This window comes from Rahnella sp. P4_A8 (genome assembly GCF_056402435.1).
Genome location: NZ_JBFUHK010000001.1, coordinates 192,281 through 208,482 on the forward strand (window position 1 = coordinate 192,281; position 16,202 = coordinate 208,482).

At 55.1% G+C, this 16,202-nt stretch carries 16 protein-coding genes; 10 read left to right on the plus strand and 6 right to left on the minus strand.

Features of this window, described 5'->3' with window-relative positions; translation table 11 throughout:
* Positions 1-20: 20 nt before the first annotated feature.
* The gene (locus tag AC1DUO_RS00830) at positions 21-1,199 is read right to left on the minus strand and encodes an aminotransferase class I/II-fold pyridoxal phosphate-dependent enzyme (RefSeq protein WP_013575436.1); all 1,179 of its coding nucleotides are present in this window, start codon (positions 1,197-1,199) and stop codon (positions 21-23) included.
* Positions 1,186-1,899 carry a FadR/GntR family transcriptional regulator gene (locus tag AC1DUO_RS00835; protein ID WP_131637642.1) on the minus strand — a complete coding sequence of 238 codons (714 nt, stop codon included), beginning with the start codon at positions 1,897-1,899 and terminating at the stop codon, positions 1,186-1,188. The genes AC1DUO_RS00830 and AC1DUO_RS00835 overlap by 14 nt, the downstream gene beginning before the upstream one ends.
* Before the next feature lie 307 nt (positions 1,900-2,206).
* Here AC1DUO_RS00835 and AC1DUO_RS00840 point away from each other — a divergent pair, with 307 nt between their 5' ends.
* From AC1DUO_RS00840 to nth, 10 genes are all read left to right on the plus strand, one after another.
* Positions 2,207-3,415 (plus strand): FAD-dependent oxidoreductase, encoded by a 1,209-nt coding sequence (locus tag AC1DUO_RS00840; RefSeq protein WP_013575434.1) that lies wholly within the window; start codon positions 2,207-2,209, stop codon positions 3,413-3,415.
* A 316-nt stretch (positions 3,416-3,731) separates the two neighbouring features.
* Positions 3,732-5,099, plus strand: a complete 1,368-nt coding sequence (dcuC, locus tag AC1DUO_RS00845; RefSeq protein WP_477986204.1) for an anaerobic C4-dicarboxylate transporter DcuC — start codon at positions 3,732-3,734, stop codon at positions 5,097-5,099.
* 159 nt (positions 5,100-5,258) lie between these two features.
* Positions 5,259-5,699, plus strand: a complete 441-nt coding sequence (locus AC1DUO_RS00850; RefSeq protein WP_013575432.1) for a DUF2569 domain-containing protein — start codon at positions 5,259-5,261, stop codon at positions 5,697-5,699.
* Positions 5,700-5,739: 40 nt separating this feature from the next.
* The gene (gene rsxA / locus AC1DUO_RS00855; protein WP_013575431.1) at positions 5,740-6,321 is read left to right on the plus strand and encodes an electron transport complex subunit RsxA; all 582 of its coding nucleotides are present in this window, start codon (positions 5,740-5,742) and stop codon (positions 6,319-6,321) included.
* Entirely contained in the window at positions 6,321-6,887 is a 567-nt protein-coding gene (rsxB, locus tag AC1DUO_RS00860) for an electron transport complex subunit RsxB (protein WP_013575430.1), read from the plus strand. The genes rsxA and rsxB overlap by 1 nt, the downstream gene beginning before the upstream one ends.
* Position 6,888: 1 nt before the next feature.
* Positions 6,889-8,994 carry an electron transport complex subunit RsxC gene (gene rsxC / locus AC1DUO_RS00865; protein ID WP_449632140.1) on the plus strand — a complete coding sequence of 702 codons (2,106 nt, stop codon included), beginning with the start codon at positions 6,889-6,891 and terminating at the stop codon, positions 8,992-8,994.
* Positions 8,995-10,047: an electron transport complex subunit RsxD gene (gene rsxD / locus AC1DUO_RS00870; protein ID WP_013575428.1), complete on the plus strand. Its 1,053-nt coding sequence runs from the start codon at positions 8,995-8,997 to the stop codon at positions 10,045-10,047.
* 9 nt (positions 10,048-10,056) lie between these two features.
* Positions 10,057-10,689, plus strand: coding sequence for an electron transport complex subunit RsxG (gene rsxG / locus AC1DUO_RS00875; RefSeq protein ID WP_013575427.1), 633 nt, complete (start codon positions 10,057-10,059; stop codon positions 10,687-10,689).
* A complete protein-coding gene (locus AC1DUO_RS00880; protein WP_119261603.1) occupies positions 10,682-11,380 on the plus strand; it encodes an electron transport complex subunit E in 699 nt (232 codons plus the stop codon). The genes rsxG and AC1DUO_RS00880 overlap by 8 nt, the downstream gene beginning before the upstream one ends.
* On the plus strand, positions 11,373-12,011 hold the full coding sequence (gene nth / locus AC1DUO_RS00885) for an endonuclease III (protein ID WP_013575425.1): 639 nt from the start codon (positions 11,373-11,375) through the stop codon (positions 12,009-12,011). Before AC1DUO_RS00880 ends, nth begins: the two co-directional genes overlap by 8 nt.
* Positions 12,012-12,660: 649 nt before the next feature.
* Here the strand turns inward: nth and AC1DUO_RS00890 are convergent.
* The 4 genes from AC1DUO_RS00890 to AC1DUO_RS00905 all read right to left on the minus strand — a co-directional run bounded on the left by AC1DUO_RS00890 (position 12,661) and on the right by AC1DUO_RS00905 (position 16,187).
* A complete protein-coding gene (locus tag AC1DUO_RS00890) occupies positions 12,661-13,158 on the minus strand; it encodes a YjjA family protein (protein WP_112152218.1) in 498 nt (165 codons plus the stop codon).
* Between the two features lie 89 nt (positions 13,159-13,247).
* Positions 13,248-14,177 (minus strand): LysR family transcriptional regulator, encoded by a 930-nt coding sequence (locus AC1DUO_RS00895; RefSeq protein WP_477986210.1) that lies wholly within the window; start codon positions 14,175-14,177, stop codon positions 13,248-13,250.
* 48 nt (positions 14,178-14,225) lie between these two features.
* Positions 14,226-15,206, minus strand: a complete 981-nt coding sequence (locus AC1DUO_RS00900) for an alpha/beta hydrolase (protein ID WP_477986212.1) — start codon at positions 15,204-15,206, stop codon at positions 14,226-14,228.
* Positions 15,207-15,311: 105 nt separating this feature from the next.
* Entirely contained in the window at positions 15,312-16,187 is an 876-nt protein-coding gene (locus AC1DUO_RS00905; RefSeq protein ID WP_477986214.1) for a nickel/cobalt efflux protein RcnA, read from the minus strand.
* Positions 16,188-16,202: the final 15 nt, after the last annotated feature.

Sequence of the window (16,202 nt, forward strand, 5' to 3'; positions counted from 1 at the left end):
ACGGTCTTTCAACAAAGGCCTCAGGAACAGGCGCTTTCGATGGCGTTTTTCAGGTCACGCCATAAATCTTCGGTCTCTTCCAGCCCGATAGAAATGCGGATCACGCGGGGCGACACACCGAAATCTATTGCCGAGTTGAATTCGCCCGCCTGATTCAGCACAGAAATGGCTGGCATCACCAGACTTTCGAAACCGCCCCAACTGACCCCCATACGGAACAGATTCAGCGCGTTACAGAACGTCGGAATATCGATGCCTTCGCTCAGCTCAAAGGAGAACAGACCGCTGTAGCCGGTCAGCGTGGAAGTCGGCAACGGGTCAAGTCCCGGATGATTCACCTGCGTGATGCGCGAATAGCCCTGCAACCGGCGCGCCAGTTCCAGCGCACTTTCGTGATGCTGGCGCATACGCAGCGGCAGCGTGCGCAGGCCGCGCAGCAGCAGCCAGGCTTCATTGGCAGAAAGTTTGCCGCCTAAAAACGGGCTGATATAACGACTGATGGCGCTGATGCGTTCCTGGCTGGAAATCACCAGCCCGGCGACCACGTCGCTGTGCCCGCTGATGTATTTCGACGCGGAATGAATGACCAGATCGATGCCCGCAGCCAGTGGCTTCTGGAAAATCGGCGACGCCCAGCTATTGTCGATCATCGTTATTACGCCGTATTTTTTCGCCAGTTCCGCGATGGCCCGCAGATTTTGTTCGCCCATCACCCAACTGTTCGGGCTTTCGAGATACAGCAGTTTCGCGCCCTGCATCGCCTCTTCCAGCGCGGGCAGTGAACCGCCATCGACAAACTGTGATTCAATCTGAAAACGGGTGCAGAAACCGCGCAGGAAACGGTAGGTGTCCGGGTAGACGTGATTCACGCACACCACTTTATCGCCGGGACCGGCCACGCTGAGAATGGCGTTACTGATCGCCGCCATGCCGCTGCCGAACGCCAGACAGGCTTCGCCGCCTTCCAGTTGCGCCACTTTTTTCTGCAATTCGACGACGGTCGGGTTATCAACGCGGGAATACAAAGCATGGTCGCTGTCGCCGCGGAAACGGGCAATCATGCTGTCATAATCAGTGAAACTGAATAACGAAGACTGATAGATGGGCGGCGAAATCGCTCCGCGATCGTGGCGGGCGTCGTGCACTAAACGGGTGTTTTCCCCTAACTCAACAGGCTGGCTCTTATCATCTTGCTGCATTGATCACTTCCTTCATGTCACGTTCAGTTATGTTCAGAATGTCGTTGCTTAGCCTGCGCGCGTTTTCCGGTTCACGGCGCGCAATGGCTTCAAATAACATGCGATGCAGCGGAAAAGAGTCGCTGAACAGCGCCTGCTCAGGCGGCGATTCAAAAAAGGCATGCAGCAGGTCATAAATGCCGCCGACCATTTGCAGCAGCAGCGGATTATGCGCCGCGCTGTAGATTGCCGCGTGAAACTGCCAGTCTTCTGCCCCGGCGGAACCGACGCTCAGATGGACTTTTTCCATCACATCCAGCCTCTGTTCGATAAACAGCAAATCGCTTTCCGTCGCACGTACCGCCGCCAGCGCGGAAGCCTCGCATTCAATGATCCGGCGCACTTCCAGTGCATGAAGCATGGTGGCTGAGTCATTCTTAAAGCGCAGGGACAGAAAGCTGTCGTTGGCGGTAATTTCAGACTGCAAAAACGTGCCGCTGCCTTTTTTGCGCACGATAATCCCCAGCGCTTCCCAGCGTTTCAGCGCCTCGCGTACGGTGTTACGGCTCACCGCCAGCCCTTCGGCCAGCACGCGCTCAGGCGGCAATTTCTCGCCGATATGGGTGCCGGACTGCGCCACATAGCGGGTCAGTGCATCGAGCACCAGCGTGTCGCTTTGTTGTGGCGCAATCGGATGCAATAAATTTATGTCGCCGTTCATTGGCTTCTCCGCACTTTGGCTTGTGCAAACATCGGCCATAATTGGCCCAACAACTCAACCTGTGGACCACTTTGCAATTTGTCTGCCAGTTTTAAAAACAACCGTTAAGCGAATGATTTACAGACACAATGAGTAAATTTAATCCCAAACGGGAAAGCAGCGACAAGATCGCGGTGGTGCAAAAACATGGAGTTTTGTTACGACGCTGTGCAGGAAATGTTCTGTGATGTAGCACGGGATGAATTGACGCCCACGTGTGCAAATGATAATTGTTATCATGTAAATTCATCCCGTCAGGCAGGTTGGAATGACACCGAACACTGAATCCTCCGCAGCAGCGTCCTGCTGCATCGTCGGCGGTGGCCCCGCAGGATTAATGCTGGGATACCTTCTGGCGCGAAAGGGAATTGACGTCACCGTGCTGGAAAAGCACAGCGACTTTTTACGCGATTTTCGCGGCGATACCATTCATCCGTCTACACTGGACATCATCTGGCAACTGGGTTTTCTCGACGAGTTCCTCGCCCTGCCGCATCAGCGCGCTGAAAAGCTTTATGGCGAGATCAACGGCCAGGAAACCACGCTGGCGGATTTCAGTCATCTGCCGACGCAGTGCAAATTTATCGCTTTTATGCCGCAGTGGGATTTTCTCAACTTCATCGCCAGCAAGGCTGCGCAACTGCCCAATTTCCGGCTGATTCATAACGCGCAGGTCCTGTCATTGCTGGAGGATAAATGCCAGGTATCCGGCGTTCTTGCTGAAGTGAATGGCGAAACGCAGCATTTTGATGCGGATCTGGTCGTCGGTTGCGACGGGCGTAATTCCATCGTGCGCGAACAGGCCGGGATGGAAATCCGCCGTTATGGCGCGCCACGTGACGTGTTATGGCTGAAAATCCCCAAACGCCCGGATGATCCTCTGTGGTCGATGGGGCATCGCGGGCCAAAGAAAAACTTCATCATGATCGACCGGGGTGATTACTGGCAGTGTGGGTATTCAATCCCGAAAGACAGCCTGGATGCGCTCAAAGCACAGGGCATCGCGCCTTTTCTCGACCTGCTGGCGGAAGTGTCGCCGTTTGAGCGCCAGCGCTTAGCCGACGATATTCTCAGCTGGGAAAACGTACGCTTGCTGGTGATCCGCATCGACCGTCTCAAAGAATGGGCTAAACCGGGTCTGTTGTGCATCGGCGACGCGGCACATGCAATGTCACCGATTGGCGGCGTCGGCGTGAATCTGGCGATTCAGGATGCGGTGGCGACAGCGAATATCATCACTGAACCGCTGAAGGCCGGACGCCTGACGCTGCGACACTTAAAACGTATCCAGCGCCGCCGCGCGTTCCCGACGTGGGCGACGCAGGCATTACAGATCATGATCAGTAAAGCAGGACAGAAACAAAGAAAGCGTGCCCCTTCACGGCTGGAAGCGTGGCTGCGCGGGCGGAAATTTATACCTTTCCTGTTTGGACGCCTCATCGGTGTGGGATTTTATCGGGAAATCCCGAAGCTTTGATTTTTCAGGCAAACGTATTGATGTGCACGGTCAACTCCCTCCCCTGCGAAGGGGAGGGTTGGGGTGGGGTATTAAAGCGAAATTAATAAGTTGAAGTTTGCTCAAACGCGGTGTAAGCCCGTAAAACCCCCTCCCGCCTCCCCCTTCGCAGGGGGAGGAGCCGTACCGAATCCTCTTCTGAACAGGCATCACAAATTTAAATATTCCCCGCTTTTTCATCACCCATAATTGATAAGCGTCATAACGCCCGGTGAACTATTTCGGCAAAGTGCCCGCCTTTCACTTGGATCCAAATTTAATCTCGGGGAACACAATAATGCTGGAATTACTGATCGGGCTGGTAGTCGCCGTCTTTGTCGGCCGCTATATCATTAAAGGCTATTCACCCACCGGCGTTCTGATGGTCGGCGGCTTATTATTGCTGATTATCAGCGCCATCATGGGTCACAGCATCCTGCCGGAAGGCACCAAAAGTACCGGCTGGAATGCGACAGATATCGTTGAGTACGTCAAAATCCTGCTGATGAGCCGCGGTGGCGATCTGGGGATGATGATCATGATGCTGTGCGGTTTCGCAGCCTACATGACCCATATTGGTGCCAACGATGTGGTCGTCAAACTGGCGTCGCGCCCGTTACAGATGATCAATTCACCGTACATTCTGATGGTTGCGGCGTATATTCTGGCGTGTCTGATGTCCCTGGCCGTGTCTTCGGCGACCGGTCTGGGCGTGTTACTGATGGCAACGTTGTTCCCGATTATGGTTAACGTCGGCATCAGCCGGGGCGCGGCGGCGGCGATTTGTGCGTCTCCTGCGGCGATCATTCTTTCCCCTACCTCAGGTGATGTGGTGCTGGCGGCGCAGGCGGCGAATATGCCGCTGGTGGATTTTGCCTTTAAAGTCACCCTGCCGATTTCGATTGCTGCCATCGCGGYGATGGCGGTCGCGCACTTCTTCTGGCAACGCTATCTGGATAAACGCGATACCTCCGTGCTGGCGGATGCTGTCGATTCCAATGCTGACGATGTCATTGAAACCAATGCTCCGGCTTTCTACGCTATTTTGCCTTTCACGCCGATTATCGGTGTGCTGATTTTTGACGGTAAATGGGGACCCAATCTGCATATCATCACCATTCTGGTGATTTGTATGTTGCTGACCGCCCTGATTGAAACCGTGCGTAACCGTAACGGCAAAGCGGTATTCGCCGGACTGGACGTGGCTTATCGCGGCATGGCGGATGCATTCGCCAACGTGGTGATGCTGCTGGTCGCGGCGGGCGTGTTTGCTCAGGGGCTGAGCACCGTCGGGTTCATCAGCAGCCTGATAGGACTGGCGCAAAACTTTGGCTCCGGCAGCATCGTCATGATGCTGGTGCTGGTAGTCATCACCGTGCTCGCCGCCATGACCACCGGCTCCGGTAATGCTTCGTTTTACGCCTTCGTCGAACTTATCCCAAAACTGGCCGCGAAAATGGGCATCAACCCGGAATATCTGGTCATCCCGATGTTGCAGGCATCCAACCTGGGTCGCACTATTTCCCCTGTTTCGGGCGTCATAGTGGCCGTGGCCGGTATGGCAAAAATATCGCCTTTCGAAGTCGTCAAACGCACGTCCGTTCCCGTGCTGGTTGGCCTGATTGTGGTAATTGTCGCCACCGAAATTCTGGTGCCGGTGCATTAAAGCCTTTCTATTTAAATCCCCTTCCTGAGCGAAGGGGATCATTGATCACATAAATACGATAACGAGAATGCCTCTCACAGGTTAAGCTACTGCGCCTTGAAGGTCGGGGAAGTTTCCCTGTGCTGATTTGATAGCAAAACCAGCGTGAGAAAAGCTTTTATGTTGAATAATCCGGGTTATAAACGTATTGGCGGGTGGCTACTGGCCCCGATGGCGTATCTGATTGTGACGCTGCTGAGCGTGGTATTAATGCTGTTTCTGTTTTCAATGGCGTTATTTATGCCGGAATCGCGCGAATATCTCATCACCAACTCCCAGGCATTTACCCTGCAATGGTATTTCTCGGTGGTGACCACGTTAGCGATGGGGTTATTTACCGTCGCGGTATTGCTGCAATTCTGTAAGCGCGCCAGCGTGTTACCCAAAATGTATATTATCTGGTTATTGTGCACAGTACTTCTGGCGGTAAAAGCCTTTGCATTCTCACCGGTTACCGATGATTTGGCCGTGCGTAACTTATTGTTACCTTTATTGGCCGCCGCCGTCTTTGTGCCTTATTTCAAGCGCTCACTGCGGGTAAAAGAAACCTTCACGGAATAACCCTGAGGTTTTTAATGTTTATTATGTCCGGGCAATTGTCATGACCTCTTATTTATTACTTTTTGTCGGCACTGTGCTGGTAAATAACTTCGTACTGGTTAAGTTTCTTGGCCTGTGCCCGTTTATGGGCGTTTCCAAAAAACTGGAATCCGCTATCGGTATGGGTCTCGCCACCACATTTGTGATCACCCTGTCGAATATCTGCTCGTGGATCGTCAACACTTTCGTTCTGATGCCGCTGGGGCTGGTTTATCTGCGCACTATGGCCTTTATTCTGGTGATCGCGGTTGTTGTGCAGTTCACCGAAATGGTGGTGCGCAAAACCAGCCCGTCTCTGTACCGCCTGCTGGGCATCTTCCTGCCGCTTATCACCACCAACTGCGCTGTGCTCGGCGTGGCGCTGCTGAACATCAACCAGCAATTCAACTTTATGCAATCTGCGCTGTACGGTTTCGCCGCGTCACTGGGCTTCTCGCTGGTGATGGTGCTGTTTGCCGCTATCCGTGAACGTCTGGTGGTGGCTGACGTCCCGGCACCCTTCAAAGGTTCTTCGATTGCGCTGGTCACGGCTGGCCTGATGTCATTAGCCTTTATGGGCTTCACAGGTCTGGTGAAATTCTAATGTTTGAATTATGGGTAGCGATTGGCGCGCTGACCGCTCTGGCGCTGGTTTTTGGCCTGCTGCTGGGTTACGCCTCGCGCCGCTTTGCCGTGGAAGGCAACCCGGTTGTCGATCAGATTGACGATATCCTGCCGCAAAGCCAGTGTGCGCAATGTGGCTATCCCGGCTGCAAGCCTTACGCCGAAGCGGTCGCCAATGGCGACAACATCAATAAATGCGTGCCGGGCGGCGAAGCCGTCATGCTCAAGCTGGCGACCTTGCTTAACGTTGAGCCGCAGCCGATGGGTGAAGACGCTGCGGCTGCTGTCCCGGTGCGTAAAGTCGCCTATATCGACGAGAGCAATTGCATCGGCTGCACCAAGTGTATTCAGGCCTGTCCGGTGGATGCCATCGTGGGTGCCACCCGCGCCGTACACACCGTGATTACTGATTTATGTACCGGCTGTGACCTGTGCGTCGCGCCGTGCCCGACGGACTGCATCGAAATGCTGCCAGTAAAAACCACCACCGCAAACTGGAAGTGGGATTTGAAATCCATTCCGGTTCAGGTCATCCATGCGGAGTAACATGTTTAATCTGTTTGCGGCGCTCAAAAAAGACAAAGTCTGGGACTTCGACGGCGGTATTCATCCGCCGGAAATGAAGACTCAGTCGAGCCACGTTCCGCTGCGCAACGTGCCGCTGCCTGAGCGCTTTATCATCCCCCTTCAGCAACACCTTGGCCCTGAAGGCGAGCTGTGTGTGAAAGCCGGCGACCCTGTGTTAAAAGGTCAGCCGCTGACCACTGGCCGTGGCCGTACCGTGCCGGTTCACGCGCCGACGTCGGGCGTGATCACGGCCATCGAACCGCACATCACCGCGCACCCTTCCGGTCTGAAAGAACTCTGTGTGCTGATTGAAGCCGACGGCCTTGATACCTGGTGCGAACGCGAATTCATTGCCGATTACCGCCAGCTTTCTGCTGATGAACTGAATCAGCGCATCAGTCAGGCCGGTATTGCCGGGCTGGGTGGCGCAGGCTTCCCGACCGCCAGCAAATTAGCCGGTGGCCTGACATCGACCCGCACACTGATCCTCAACGCGGCCGAATGTGAGCCTTACATCACTGCCGATGACCGGCTGATGCAGGAACATGCCATGGAAATTCTCCAGGGCACGCGCATCCTCTGCCACATGTTGCATCCTGAACGGGTGCTGATCGGCATCGAAGACAACAAACCTGAAGCGATTGCCGCGCTTAAAGCCGCGATCAGCGCTGAAATCTCCGACGGAGTGCGTTTCGAACTGCGGGTCATTCCGACCAAATACCCGTCCGGCGGTGCCAAACAGCTGACCAAAATCCTGACCGGCCTCGAAGTGCCGAAAGGCCATCACTCGTCGTCCATCGGCGTACTGATGCAAAACGTCGGCACCGTGTTTGCCATTAAACGCGCAATCATTGACGGCGAACCGTTGATCGAACGCGTGGTCACGCTGACCGGCGAAGCGATGGCAAAACCGGGTAACGTCTGGGCRCGTCTGGGCACGCCGATTGAACACCTGATGCAGGAAGGCCAGTTACAACCGCAGGGCGATAAAAAGATGGTGATCATGGGCGGCCCGCTGATGGGCTTCACCCTGCCATCGCTCAATGTGCCTGTGGTCAAAATTTCCAACTGTCTGCTCGCGCCGTCTGACGCCGAACTGGGTCAGCCGGAGCCGGAAGAAGCCTGTATCCGTTGCAGCCTGTGCGCGGAATCCTGTCCGGCCGGTTTACTGCCTCAGCAACTTTACTGGTTCAGTAAAGGCGAAGAACACGAAAAAGCGCGCAAGCATAATCTGTTCGACTGCATCGAATGCGGCGCATGTGCCTATGTCTGTCCGAGCAATATTCCGCTGGTGCAATATTACCGTCAGGAAAAGGCCGAAATCCGTGCCATCGATGCAGAGACTGCCCGGGCCACCGAAGCCAAAGCCCGTTTCGAAGCCAAACAGGCGCGTATGGAACGTGAGAAATTAGCGCGTGAAGAGAAACATCAGAAAGCGGCAGTGAAGCTGGACGACGTCGCAGCAAAAGAAGTACCTGTCGCTGAAAAAGCCACGGAACAACAGGCCGAAGCCGATCCGCGCAAAGCGGCGCTGGCCGCTGCCATTGCCCGTGCAAAAGCCAAAAAAGCCGCCGCTGAACAGGAAATTCCGGTGGCTTCTGAGCCGGTGCCTGAAACGCCGCCATCTGCAGAAGACGATCGTAAGGCCGCCGTGACAGCCGCTATTGCCCGCGTGAAAGCGAAGAAAGCCGGTAATAACGGCGTTGTCGTGGAAGTCAAAGAAAGCGAACTGAACGTTGCACCACAGCCCTCCGCTGACGACGATCGCAAAGCTGCTGTCGCCGCCGCCATTGCCCGCGTGAAAGCCAAAAAGGCCGCTGCTGCGCAACCTGCGGGCACTGAAGAAAACGTGACAACGTCACCTGCACAGCCTTCCGCAGACGACAAACGCAAGGCGGCGGTGGCGGCTGCCATCGCGCGTGCCAAAGCCAAAAAAGCCGCTGCGCTGAGTGAAGCGCAGGACGCTGAACCGGAAGAAAAAGAAACATCACAACAAGAAAGCGATCCACGCAAAGCCGCTGTAGCGGCTGCGATCGCCCGAGTTAAGGCCCGTAAAGCCGCTCAGACAATGTCGAACGAGGAATAGATGGCCTTCAGGATTGCAAGTTCACCTTTTACGCATAATCGCCAGAACACCAGTACCATCATGATGATGGTGATTCTGGCGTGTATTCCCGGCCTGCTCGCTCAGGTCTGGTTCTTCGGTTACGGCACGCTGATTCAGCTGACGCTGGCTATCGTCATTGCCCTGCTGGCAGAAGGCGCGGTGTTACAGTTGCGCAAACTGCCGGTGAAAAAACGCCTGGGCGATAACAGTGCCCTGCTGACAGCCGTTTTGCTGGGTATCAGCCTGCCGCCGCTGGGCCCGTGGTGGATGGTGGTGCTCGGCACGATTTTCGCCATCATCATCGCCAAACAACTTTACGGGGGTCTTGGTCAGAATCCGTTTAACCCGGCCATGGTAGGTTATGTGGTGCTGCTGATTTCTTTCCCGGTTCAGATGACAACCTGGCTGCCGCCGGATGTTTTACAGCATCATCACGTCGGATTCACCGACACGCTGCTGACCATTTTCACCGGCCATAACAGTCAGGATCTGACCGCGTATCAGTTGAACATGAACGTGGATGGCGTGACGCAGGCGACACCACTGGATGCATTTAAAACCGGTTTGCGCTCCGGCCATACCGCCGATCAGATCCTCGGGACGCCGCTGTTCAGCGGCACACTGGCCGGTCTCGGCTGGCAGTGGATTAACCTCGGATTCCTGGCCGGTGGCCTGTTCCTGATGTGGCGCAAAATCATCAGCTGGCATATTCCGGCCGCCATGTTAGGCATGCTGGTCATTTGCGCAGGTATCGCGTGGGGTCTGGCACCGGAAAACTATCCTTCACCGCTGATCGGACTGTTCTCCGGCGCGACCATGCTGGGCGCGTTCTTTATTGCCACGGATCCGGTGACAGCATCCACCACCCCGAAAGGCCGCCTGATTTTCGGGGGACTGATTGGTTTACTGGTGTGGCTGATCCGCAGTTACGGCGGTTATCCGGATGGTGTCGCTTTTGCCGTTTTACTGGCCAATATCACCGTGCCGCTGATTGATCACTACACACAACCACGCGTTTACGGGCATCGCTGAGGAAGAATTATGTTAGCTACAATGCGACGCCACGGCCTGATTCTGGCTTTCTTTGGCGCACTGATGACCGGTATGACGGCACTGGTCAACCTGATGACCAAGCCGACCATTGAACATCAGGCGCTGTTACAGCAAAAAACGCTGTTTGATCAGGTGATCCCGGCCAGCGTGTACGACAACGATATGCAAAACGAATGTTACAACGTCACTGATGAGTCACTTGGCAGCATGGCACCGCACCGTCTGTATCTGGCGCGCAAAAATGGTCAGCCGGTGGCTGCCGTGGTTGAAACCACCGCGCCTGACGGCTATTCCGGTGCGATTCAGTTGCTGGTGGCGGCTGATTTTCATGGCAAAGTTTACGGTTCCCGCGTGCTGGAACAGCACGAAACGCCGGGGCTGGGTGACAAAATTGAAGTGCGCATTTCCGACTGGATCAAACATTTCGCCAATCAGACCGTCAATGGTGCAAGCGATGAGCGCTGGGCGGTGAAGAAAGACGGCGGTATGTTTGATCAGTTTACCGGTGCGACCATTACACCGCGCGCCGTCGTCCGCTCGGTAAAACGTACGGCGCTGTTTATCGGGACGGTACCGTCTCAGCTTTCCCACCTCACCCCTTGTGGAGCCCGTGATGAGTGAAGCCAAAAAGATAATCGTTCAGGGTCTGTGGACCAATAACTCCTCGCTGGTGCAGTTGCTGGGGCTTTGTCCGCTGCTGGCCGTGACGTCGACTGCCACCAATGCCCTCGGTTTAGGGCTGGCGACCACGCTGGTGCTGACCTGTACCAACGCCATGATTTCCGCATTCCGTAAGTGGATCCCGGATGAAATCCGCATCCCGATTTACGTGCTGATTATCGCCTCGGTGGTCAGTACCGTGCAGATGCTGATCAACGCCTACGCGTTCGGTCTGTATCAGGCGCTGGGGATTTTTATTCCGCTGATTGTGACCAACTGCATTGTGGTCGGACGTGCCGAAGCCTGCGCCGCCAGCAGCCCTGTGCATCTGGCTGCCCTCGACGGTGCGATGACAGGTCTCGGGGCAACCTGCGCAATGTTTGTGCTGGGTTCAATGCGTGAAATTCTCGGCAGCGGCGTGCTGTTCAATGGCGCTGATTTGTTGCTCGGCAGTTGGGCGAAAGTGCTGCGCGTCGAAGTGCTGCATCTGGATAACCCGTTCCTGCTGGCAATGCTGCCGCCGGGCGCATTTATCGGCCTCGGTCTGCTGCTGGCCGGCAAATATCTGATTGATCAGCGTATGAAAGCACGGCAAGCGGCACAGCACGTTGTGGCGGAAGAAAGTCTGCCAAAGGGAAGCGTTCATGAATAAGGAAAAACGCACCGAAATTCTCAGCCGTTTGCGCGATAACAATCCGCATCCCACTACCGAACTGGTGTATACCACCCCGTTCGAACTGCTGATTTCGGTATTACTTTCTGCGCAGGCTACCGATGTCAGCGTGAACAAGGCGACAGCAAAGCTGTATCCGGTCGCCAACACGCCGGAATCGGTTCTGGCGCTTGGCGTGGACGGCGTAAAGGAATACATCAAAACCATTGGCCTGTTTAATGCCAAAGCGGAGAACGTGATTAAAACCTGCCGTATTTTGCTGGAAAAACACCATGGTGAAGTGCCGGAAGACCGCGCCGCGCTTGAAGCGCTGCCTGGCGTTGGCCGCAAAACCGCCAACGTAGTGCTCAATACCGCCTTCGGCTGGCCGACCATTGCCGTGGATACGCATATTTTCCGCGTCTGTAACCGCACGAAGTTCGCGCCGGGTAAAACCGTGGATGACGTCGAAGAGAAATTGCTGAAAGTGGTTCCGGCCGAGTTCAAGCTCGACTGCCACCACTGGCTGATCCTGCATGGCCGCTATACCTGCATTGCACGTAAGCCGCGGTGCGGGTCATGTTTGATCGAAGATTTGTGCGAGAGTAAAGAGAAGGTTTATGCGGAGTGAAAGGGGATTCCCTTTGGATCCCTTTAAATGGCTTTAAATGGCTTTAAATGGCTTTAAAAGCTTTAAAAGCTTTAAAAGCTTTAAATAGAATTGAGTAAATTTCGGTTTCTCAATAACGGTTATCACACGGCCTTTCGTGCCGAAACCGACCAGAGGGGAAAGGCTTTTCCCCTCTGAACTCCCCTCGCTTTTTCAAACATGTGATCCGCGCGCTGGCTATGTTTCAGCAACCGCAGCGACAGGCTGGAAATCTTGCCGCTGCGCGGTTCCTTCGTTTCGGGATTGCAGCCTATGGTCTGCAACCTCTCATTCAGCAAGCTTTCTGAATCGCCCGCAGGATCTTAAATTCAAAAAACAAAATTACTCTGTTTTAGAGAGTTCAATGGCGTGCTCAAAATCCAGCTGAACGGAGCGGCTTCGAGACCTGTGGCTCGAAGACCGAGAGAAGGTAGTGCGCAGCACCTGGATTTGCGCCACTCATCAATACAGCAGAACATGTCCCTTGCGCCAGCGGAGCGCGCAGTGAAAAAGCGCGGAGTCCAGAGGCCCGCGCGTTACCGGGTCTCTGGTCGGTGTGGGCCGATGCCCACGGTGTTGACCTTGAATTTGAATTTGAAGTTAAAAGCCGCCATTGCAGCGGCCTCTGCAATCAAATAAACGATTTCGCCTGCTTCAGCACCACATCACAGGCTTTGGTTTTCACTTTCTCTTTCACCTGCGTCAGCCCGCTCCCCAGATTATTCAGATCCACACTTTGATCTTTACCGGTTTTCAGCAAACCACCCAGACCCTGCTGATAATCCTGGCTTTCAGCACCCGCTGCCGTCTGGATGCCCAGCTTGCTCAGCAACTGATCTTTCACATTCTCAGTGCTGGCTTTGGAAAGTACGTTGTTCTTCACGCAGTACTGCAACACACCTGCGACGTTGTTCGCGCTGGTCGACGTCAGGGCACTGTCGCCGCCACTGAGCAGCGAGGTCAGCGAAGATGTGGTACCGGCAGAACCGGTTTTGCTGCTGGTGCCATTCAGTCCTTCGTTGGCGGCCTGCTGCAGTTGTCCCAGAAGATTATTCGAAGCCTGTGCACCTGCTGAAAGCAAAATACCCGCAGAGGCCAACGCCAGAACAACGGCTTTCAATGTTTTCATGTCTTACTCCATCCATTTCACATAAGTATTGCGGCAAAGCTTGGGCTGAAAGTTTCATTACATCAATAGGAATACCGGACAGAACGTCTTTATTGCGCCACATTTGACGACTTGTTAAGCGCCTGCTGCGCCAGCCAAAGCCCGGCGGCGGTGAAGAAATGCTGCGCCAGCGGCGTTGCCCTGCCCGCTTCGGCGACGACCAGCGCGGCATGACGACTCATCGGCGTGATATCCAGCGGGCAACGTTTCAGTGCAGGATGCATTTCATCAATCAGATGTCCACGCGGCACCAGCGCACAGCCAATTCCGACAAACACGCCCTGCATCAGCTGGAAAATAGACGTGCTTTCCAGCCGCGGATGCAGCTCAAGTCCGGCCTGGCGGAAGAAATTATCCAGATACCGGCGGAAATAGCGGCTCGGTTCAGACAGACACAACGGCAGCGCGGCAACCTGTTCGGCGGTTATCCGTTCAATGCCCTGTAACTGCGGGAAATGATCCGGGTGATACACCACATCAATTCCGCCGTCATCGAGCGGCACCAGCTGGAAGCGCAGCTCATTGAGCGTCGAGAACTCAAAGAAACCGATACCGACATCCACCGAATGGCTGCTCAGCGCTTCAATCAACTGATCAGCACTGACTTCTGCCACGCGGTAATCCAGTCCCGGATGCGCTTCGCTGACCGCCTTAATCAGTTGTGCCAGCGACACGCTGCATTGCGGCATCACGCCGATACGCAAGGTCCCGCTCATGCCCTGTTTCAGCGATTCGACTTCCAGTTTCAGGCCTTCATAGACAGCCACGATTTCCCGCGCCCAGCTCAGCACCCGCAGACCTTCTGCGGTAAAACCTTCGAAGTTATTACCGCGATTGATCAGATTCAGGTCGAGCTCTTTTTCGAGGTTTTTGAGACGCATCGACAGCGTCGGCTGGCTGACAAAGCTGGCTTCCGCCGCCCTGCCAAAATGCCGTTCGCGTTCGAGGTTACAGAGATAGATAAGTTGTTTGATATCCAATTTATTTTCTAATTCAGCCGGTTGTTATGCCTTATCGATTGCTGCTGATTATAAGCCAAAGTCATGATAATGACGCAGCGGATTAAAACCGGCTAAGCCATCCTGACGTTGTTTGCGTGCGCGACGGGCCAGTGCATAGGCCGGATCGCCGTTGAAACCGTGGAATCCGCCCGGATAGATGCTGAATTCCACCGGCACGCCAGCGCGGATTAACCGGCGGGCATAGTCGATGTTTTCATCGAGGAACAAATCAATTGAGCCGACGCCAATCCAGGCCGGTGGTAATCCGCTCAGATCCTCTGCGCGGGCAGCCGCAGCGTAGCAGGAAATATCCGGCAAACCCGCTTCGTGACCGAGGTAGGCGTGCCAGCCGAAACGGTTGTCCTCGCGCGTCCAGGAGAATTCGCCGGTCACCGGATTCGGGTTGGGATCTGTCACGGTGCGGTCGTCGAGCATCGGATACATCAGGTTTTGAAACGCCAGTGTCGGACCGCCCCGGTCGCGGGTCAGCAGCGCCAGAGAGGCCGCCAGCCCGGCACCGGCGCTGTCACCCATCACACCGATATGTGCAGGGTCAATACCCAACGCCTCTGCCTGTGCGGTCATCCAGATCAGCGCCGCATAACAATCTTCCAGCGGGCCGGGGAATGGCGTTTCCGGCGCGAGACGGTAATCCACCGATACAATGACGCAGTCGTGCTGTGCCGTCGTCGGGCGGGTCAGCGGCATCGACTGTTCAGGGCTGCCCAGCACATAACCGCCACCGTGAATATGCAGAATACCCATCCGGCCTTTCCGTTCATGCTGCGGCGAAATCACCACGACACGCACCGCTGGCGCATTTTCGCCACCTGAAATGTGATGCTGACTAACCGTTACCGGCAACCCATCATCCTGTAACAGACTTTCCAGCGCCGCCGTCTGACGTTGCTCGCGCATGGCAGGCAGAACGGAGGCTGTAAGCACACGTTCTGGCATCAGATCCAGTAACGGGCGCAGTTCGGGGTCAACAAGGTGGGCAGTTTTCATGGCGGGATCCATTTATCCGTTTATCATCCCGTCATTTATAACGCCTTGAGCCGGTTTTAAAAAGTCTGAATTGTTATTGCTTATGACTGATTACGTTCAGATTTTTCATGAGGTTAAGCCCATAACCCCGTGAATGCCCATATAAATCCCCACCAGCGCGATCAGCACACTGGAAAAATAAGGCGCCCGGCGCGCCAGCGTGTTTAAACCGCTCCAGCGTTTAGCCGCCTGGCGGACACTGACGGCAGCCGCCACGCCTACAGTTACCAGCGTCAGCGCCAGTCCGATGCTGAAACACACTACCATCGTCGCTCCCAGCGCCAGTTGTTTAAGCTGGATGCAGATCAGCAGCACGGTAATGGCGGCCGGGCACGGGATCAGCCCGCCGGTCAGACCGAAAAATAAAATCTGCCCGTTAGTCACTTCCGTGCTGGCAAAACGTCGCTCAATATCGCTGGCGTGCGCCAGTTCATGGGCGTCCTGATATTCCTGCGGCGACAGGCTGATACGCTTCATGCCGCGCAGGTTATTAAGTCCCCGGGGCTGAACGGGACGCTGAACATTCGCATGCGTGCGGGAATGTCCGTGATGATGGTCATGATCAGCATGATGCCCGTGCGCGTGCTCCTTCTTCCAGAGTTGTTCACCACGAAATGTACGCCAGAACATCCATGCCGCCGTGCCCAGGATGATGACCGCAGACACCAGTTGCAACCACGGCTCGACAGCCTCTGCGGTGAACCGGTTGCTGAGATACATGCCGCCAAACGCGATGATCCAGACAATCGCAGTATGCGAAACCGTGGCCGCCAGCCCCAGTAAAATAGCCTGCCGGACAGTGCCTTTAATCGCAATGATAAAGGCAGCCATCATGGTTTTCGAATGGCCGGGCTCAAGCCCGTGCAAAATCCCCAGCAATATGGCGCTGGGTATAAAGATCCACGCATTTCCCTGCTGTAAAAGGGTAGAAAAGTCATTCATGTTAATGATTCCCGA

Excerpts from the sequence above, each read along its gene's own strand:
- AC1DUO_RS00830 (WP_013575436.1), bottom strand. The coding sequence starts at position 1,199 with ATGCAGCAAGATGATAAGAGCCAGCCTGTTGAGTTAGGGGAAAACACC.
- AC1DUO_RS00835 (WP_131637642.1), bottom strand. The coding sequence starts at position 1,899 with ATGAACGGCGACATAAATTTATTGCATCCGATTGCGCCACAACAAAGC.
- AC1DUO_RS00840 (WP_013575434.1), top strand. The coding sequence starts at position 2,207 with ATGACACCGAACACTGAATCCTCCGCAGCAGCGTCCTGCTGCATCGTC.
- AC1DUO_RS00850 (WP_013575432.1), top strand. The coding sequence starts at position 5,259 with ATGTTGAATAATCCGGGTTATAAACGTATTGGCGGGTGGCTACTGGCC.
- rsxA (WP_013575431.1), top strand. The coding sequence starts at position 5,740 with ATGACCTCTTATTTATTACTTTTTGTCGGCACTGTGCTGGTAAATAAC.
- rsxB (WP_013575430.1), top strand. The coding sequence starts at position 6,321 with ATGTTTGAATTATGGGTAGCGATTGGCGCGCTGACCGCTCTGGCGCTG.
- rsxD (WP_013575428.1), top strand. The coding sequence starts at position 8,995 with ATGGCCTTCAGGATTGCAAGTTCACCTTTTACGCATAATCGCCAGAAC.
- rsxG (WP_013575427.1), top strand. The coding sequence starts at position 10,057 with ATGTTAGCTACAATGCGACGCCACGGCCTGATTCTGGCTTTCTTTGGC.
- AC1DUO_RS00880 (WP_119261603.1), top strand. The coding sequence starts at position 10,682 with ATGAGTGAAGCCAAAAAGATAATCGTTCAGGGTCTGTGGACCAATAAC.
- nth (WP_013575425.1), top strand. The coding sequence starts at position 11,373 with ATGAATAAGGAAAAACGCACCGAAATTCTCAGCCGTTTGCGCGATAAC.
- AC1DUO_RS00890 (WP_112152218.1), bottom strand. The coding sequence starts at position 13,158 with ATGAAAACATTGAAAGCCGTTGTTCTGGCGTTGGCCTCTGCGGGTATT.
- AC1DUO_RS00900 (WP_477986212.1), bottom strand. The coding sequence starts at position 15,206 with ATGAAAACTGCCCACCTTGTTGACCCCGAACTGCGCCCGTTACTGGAT.
- AC1DUO_RS00905 (WP_477986214.1), bottom strand. The coding sequence starts at position 16,187 with ATGAATGACTTTTCTACCCTTTTACAGCAGGGAAATGCGTGGATCTTT.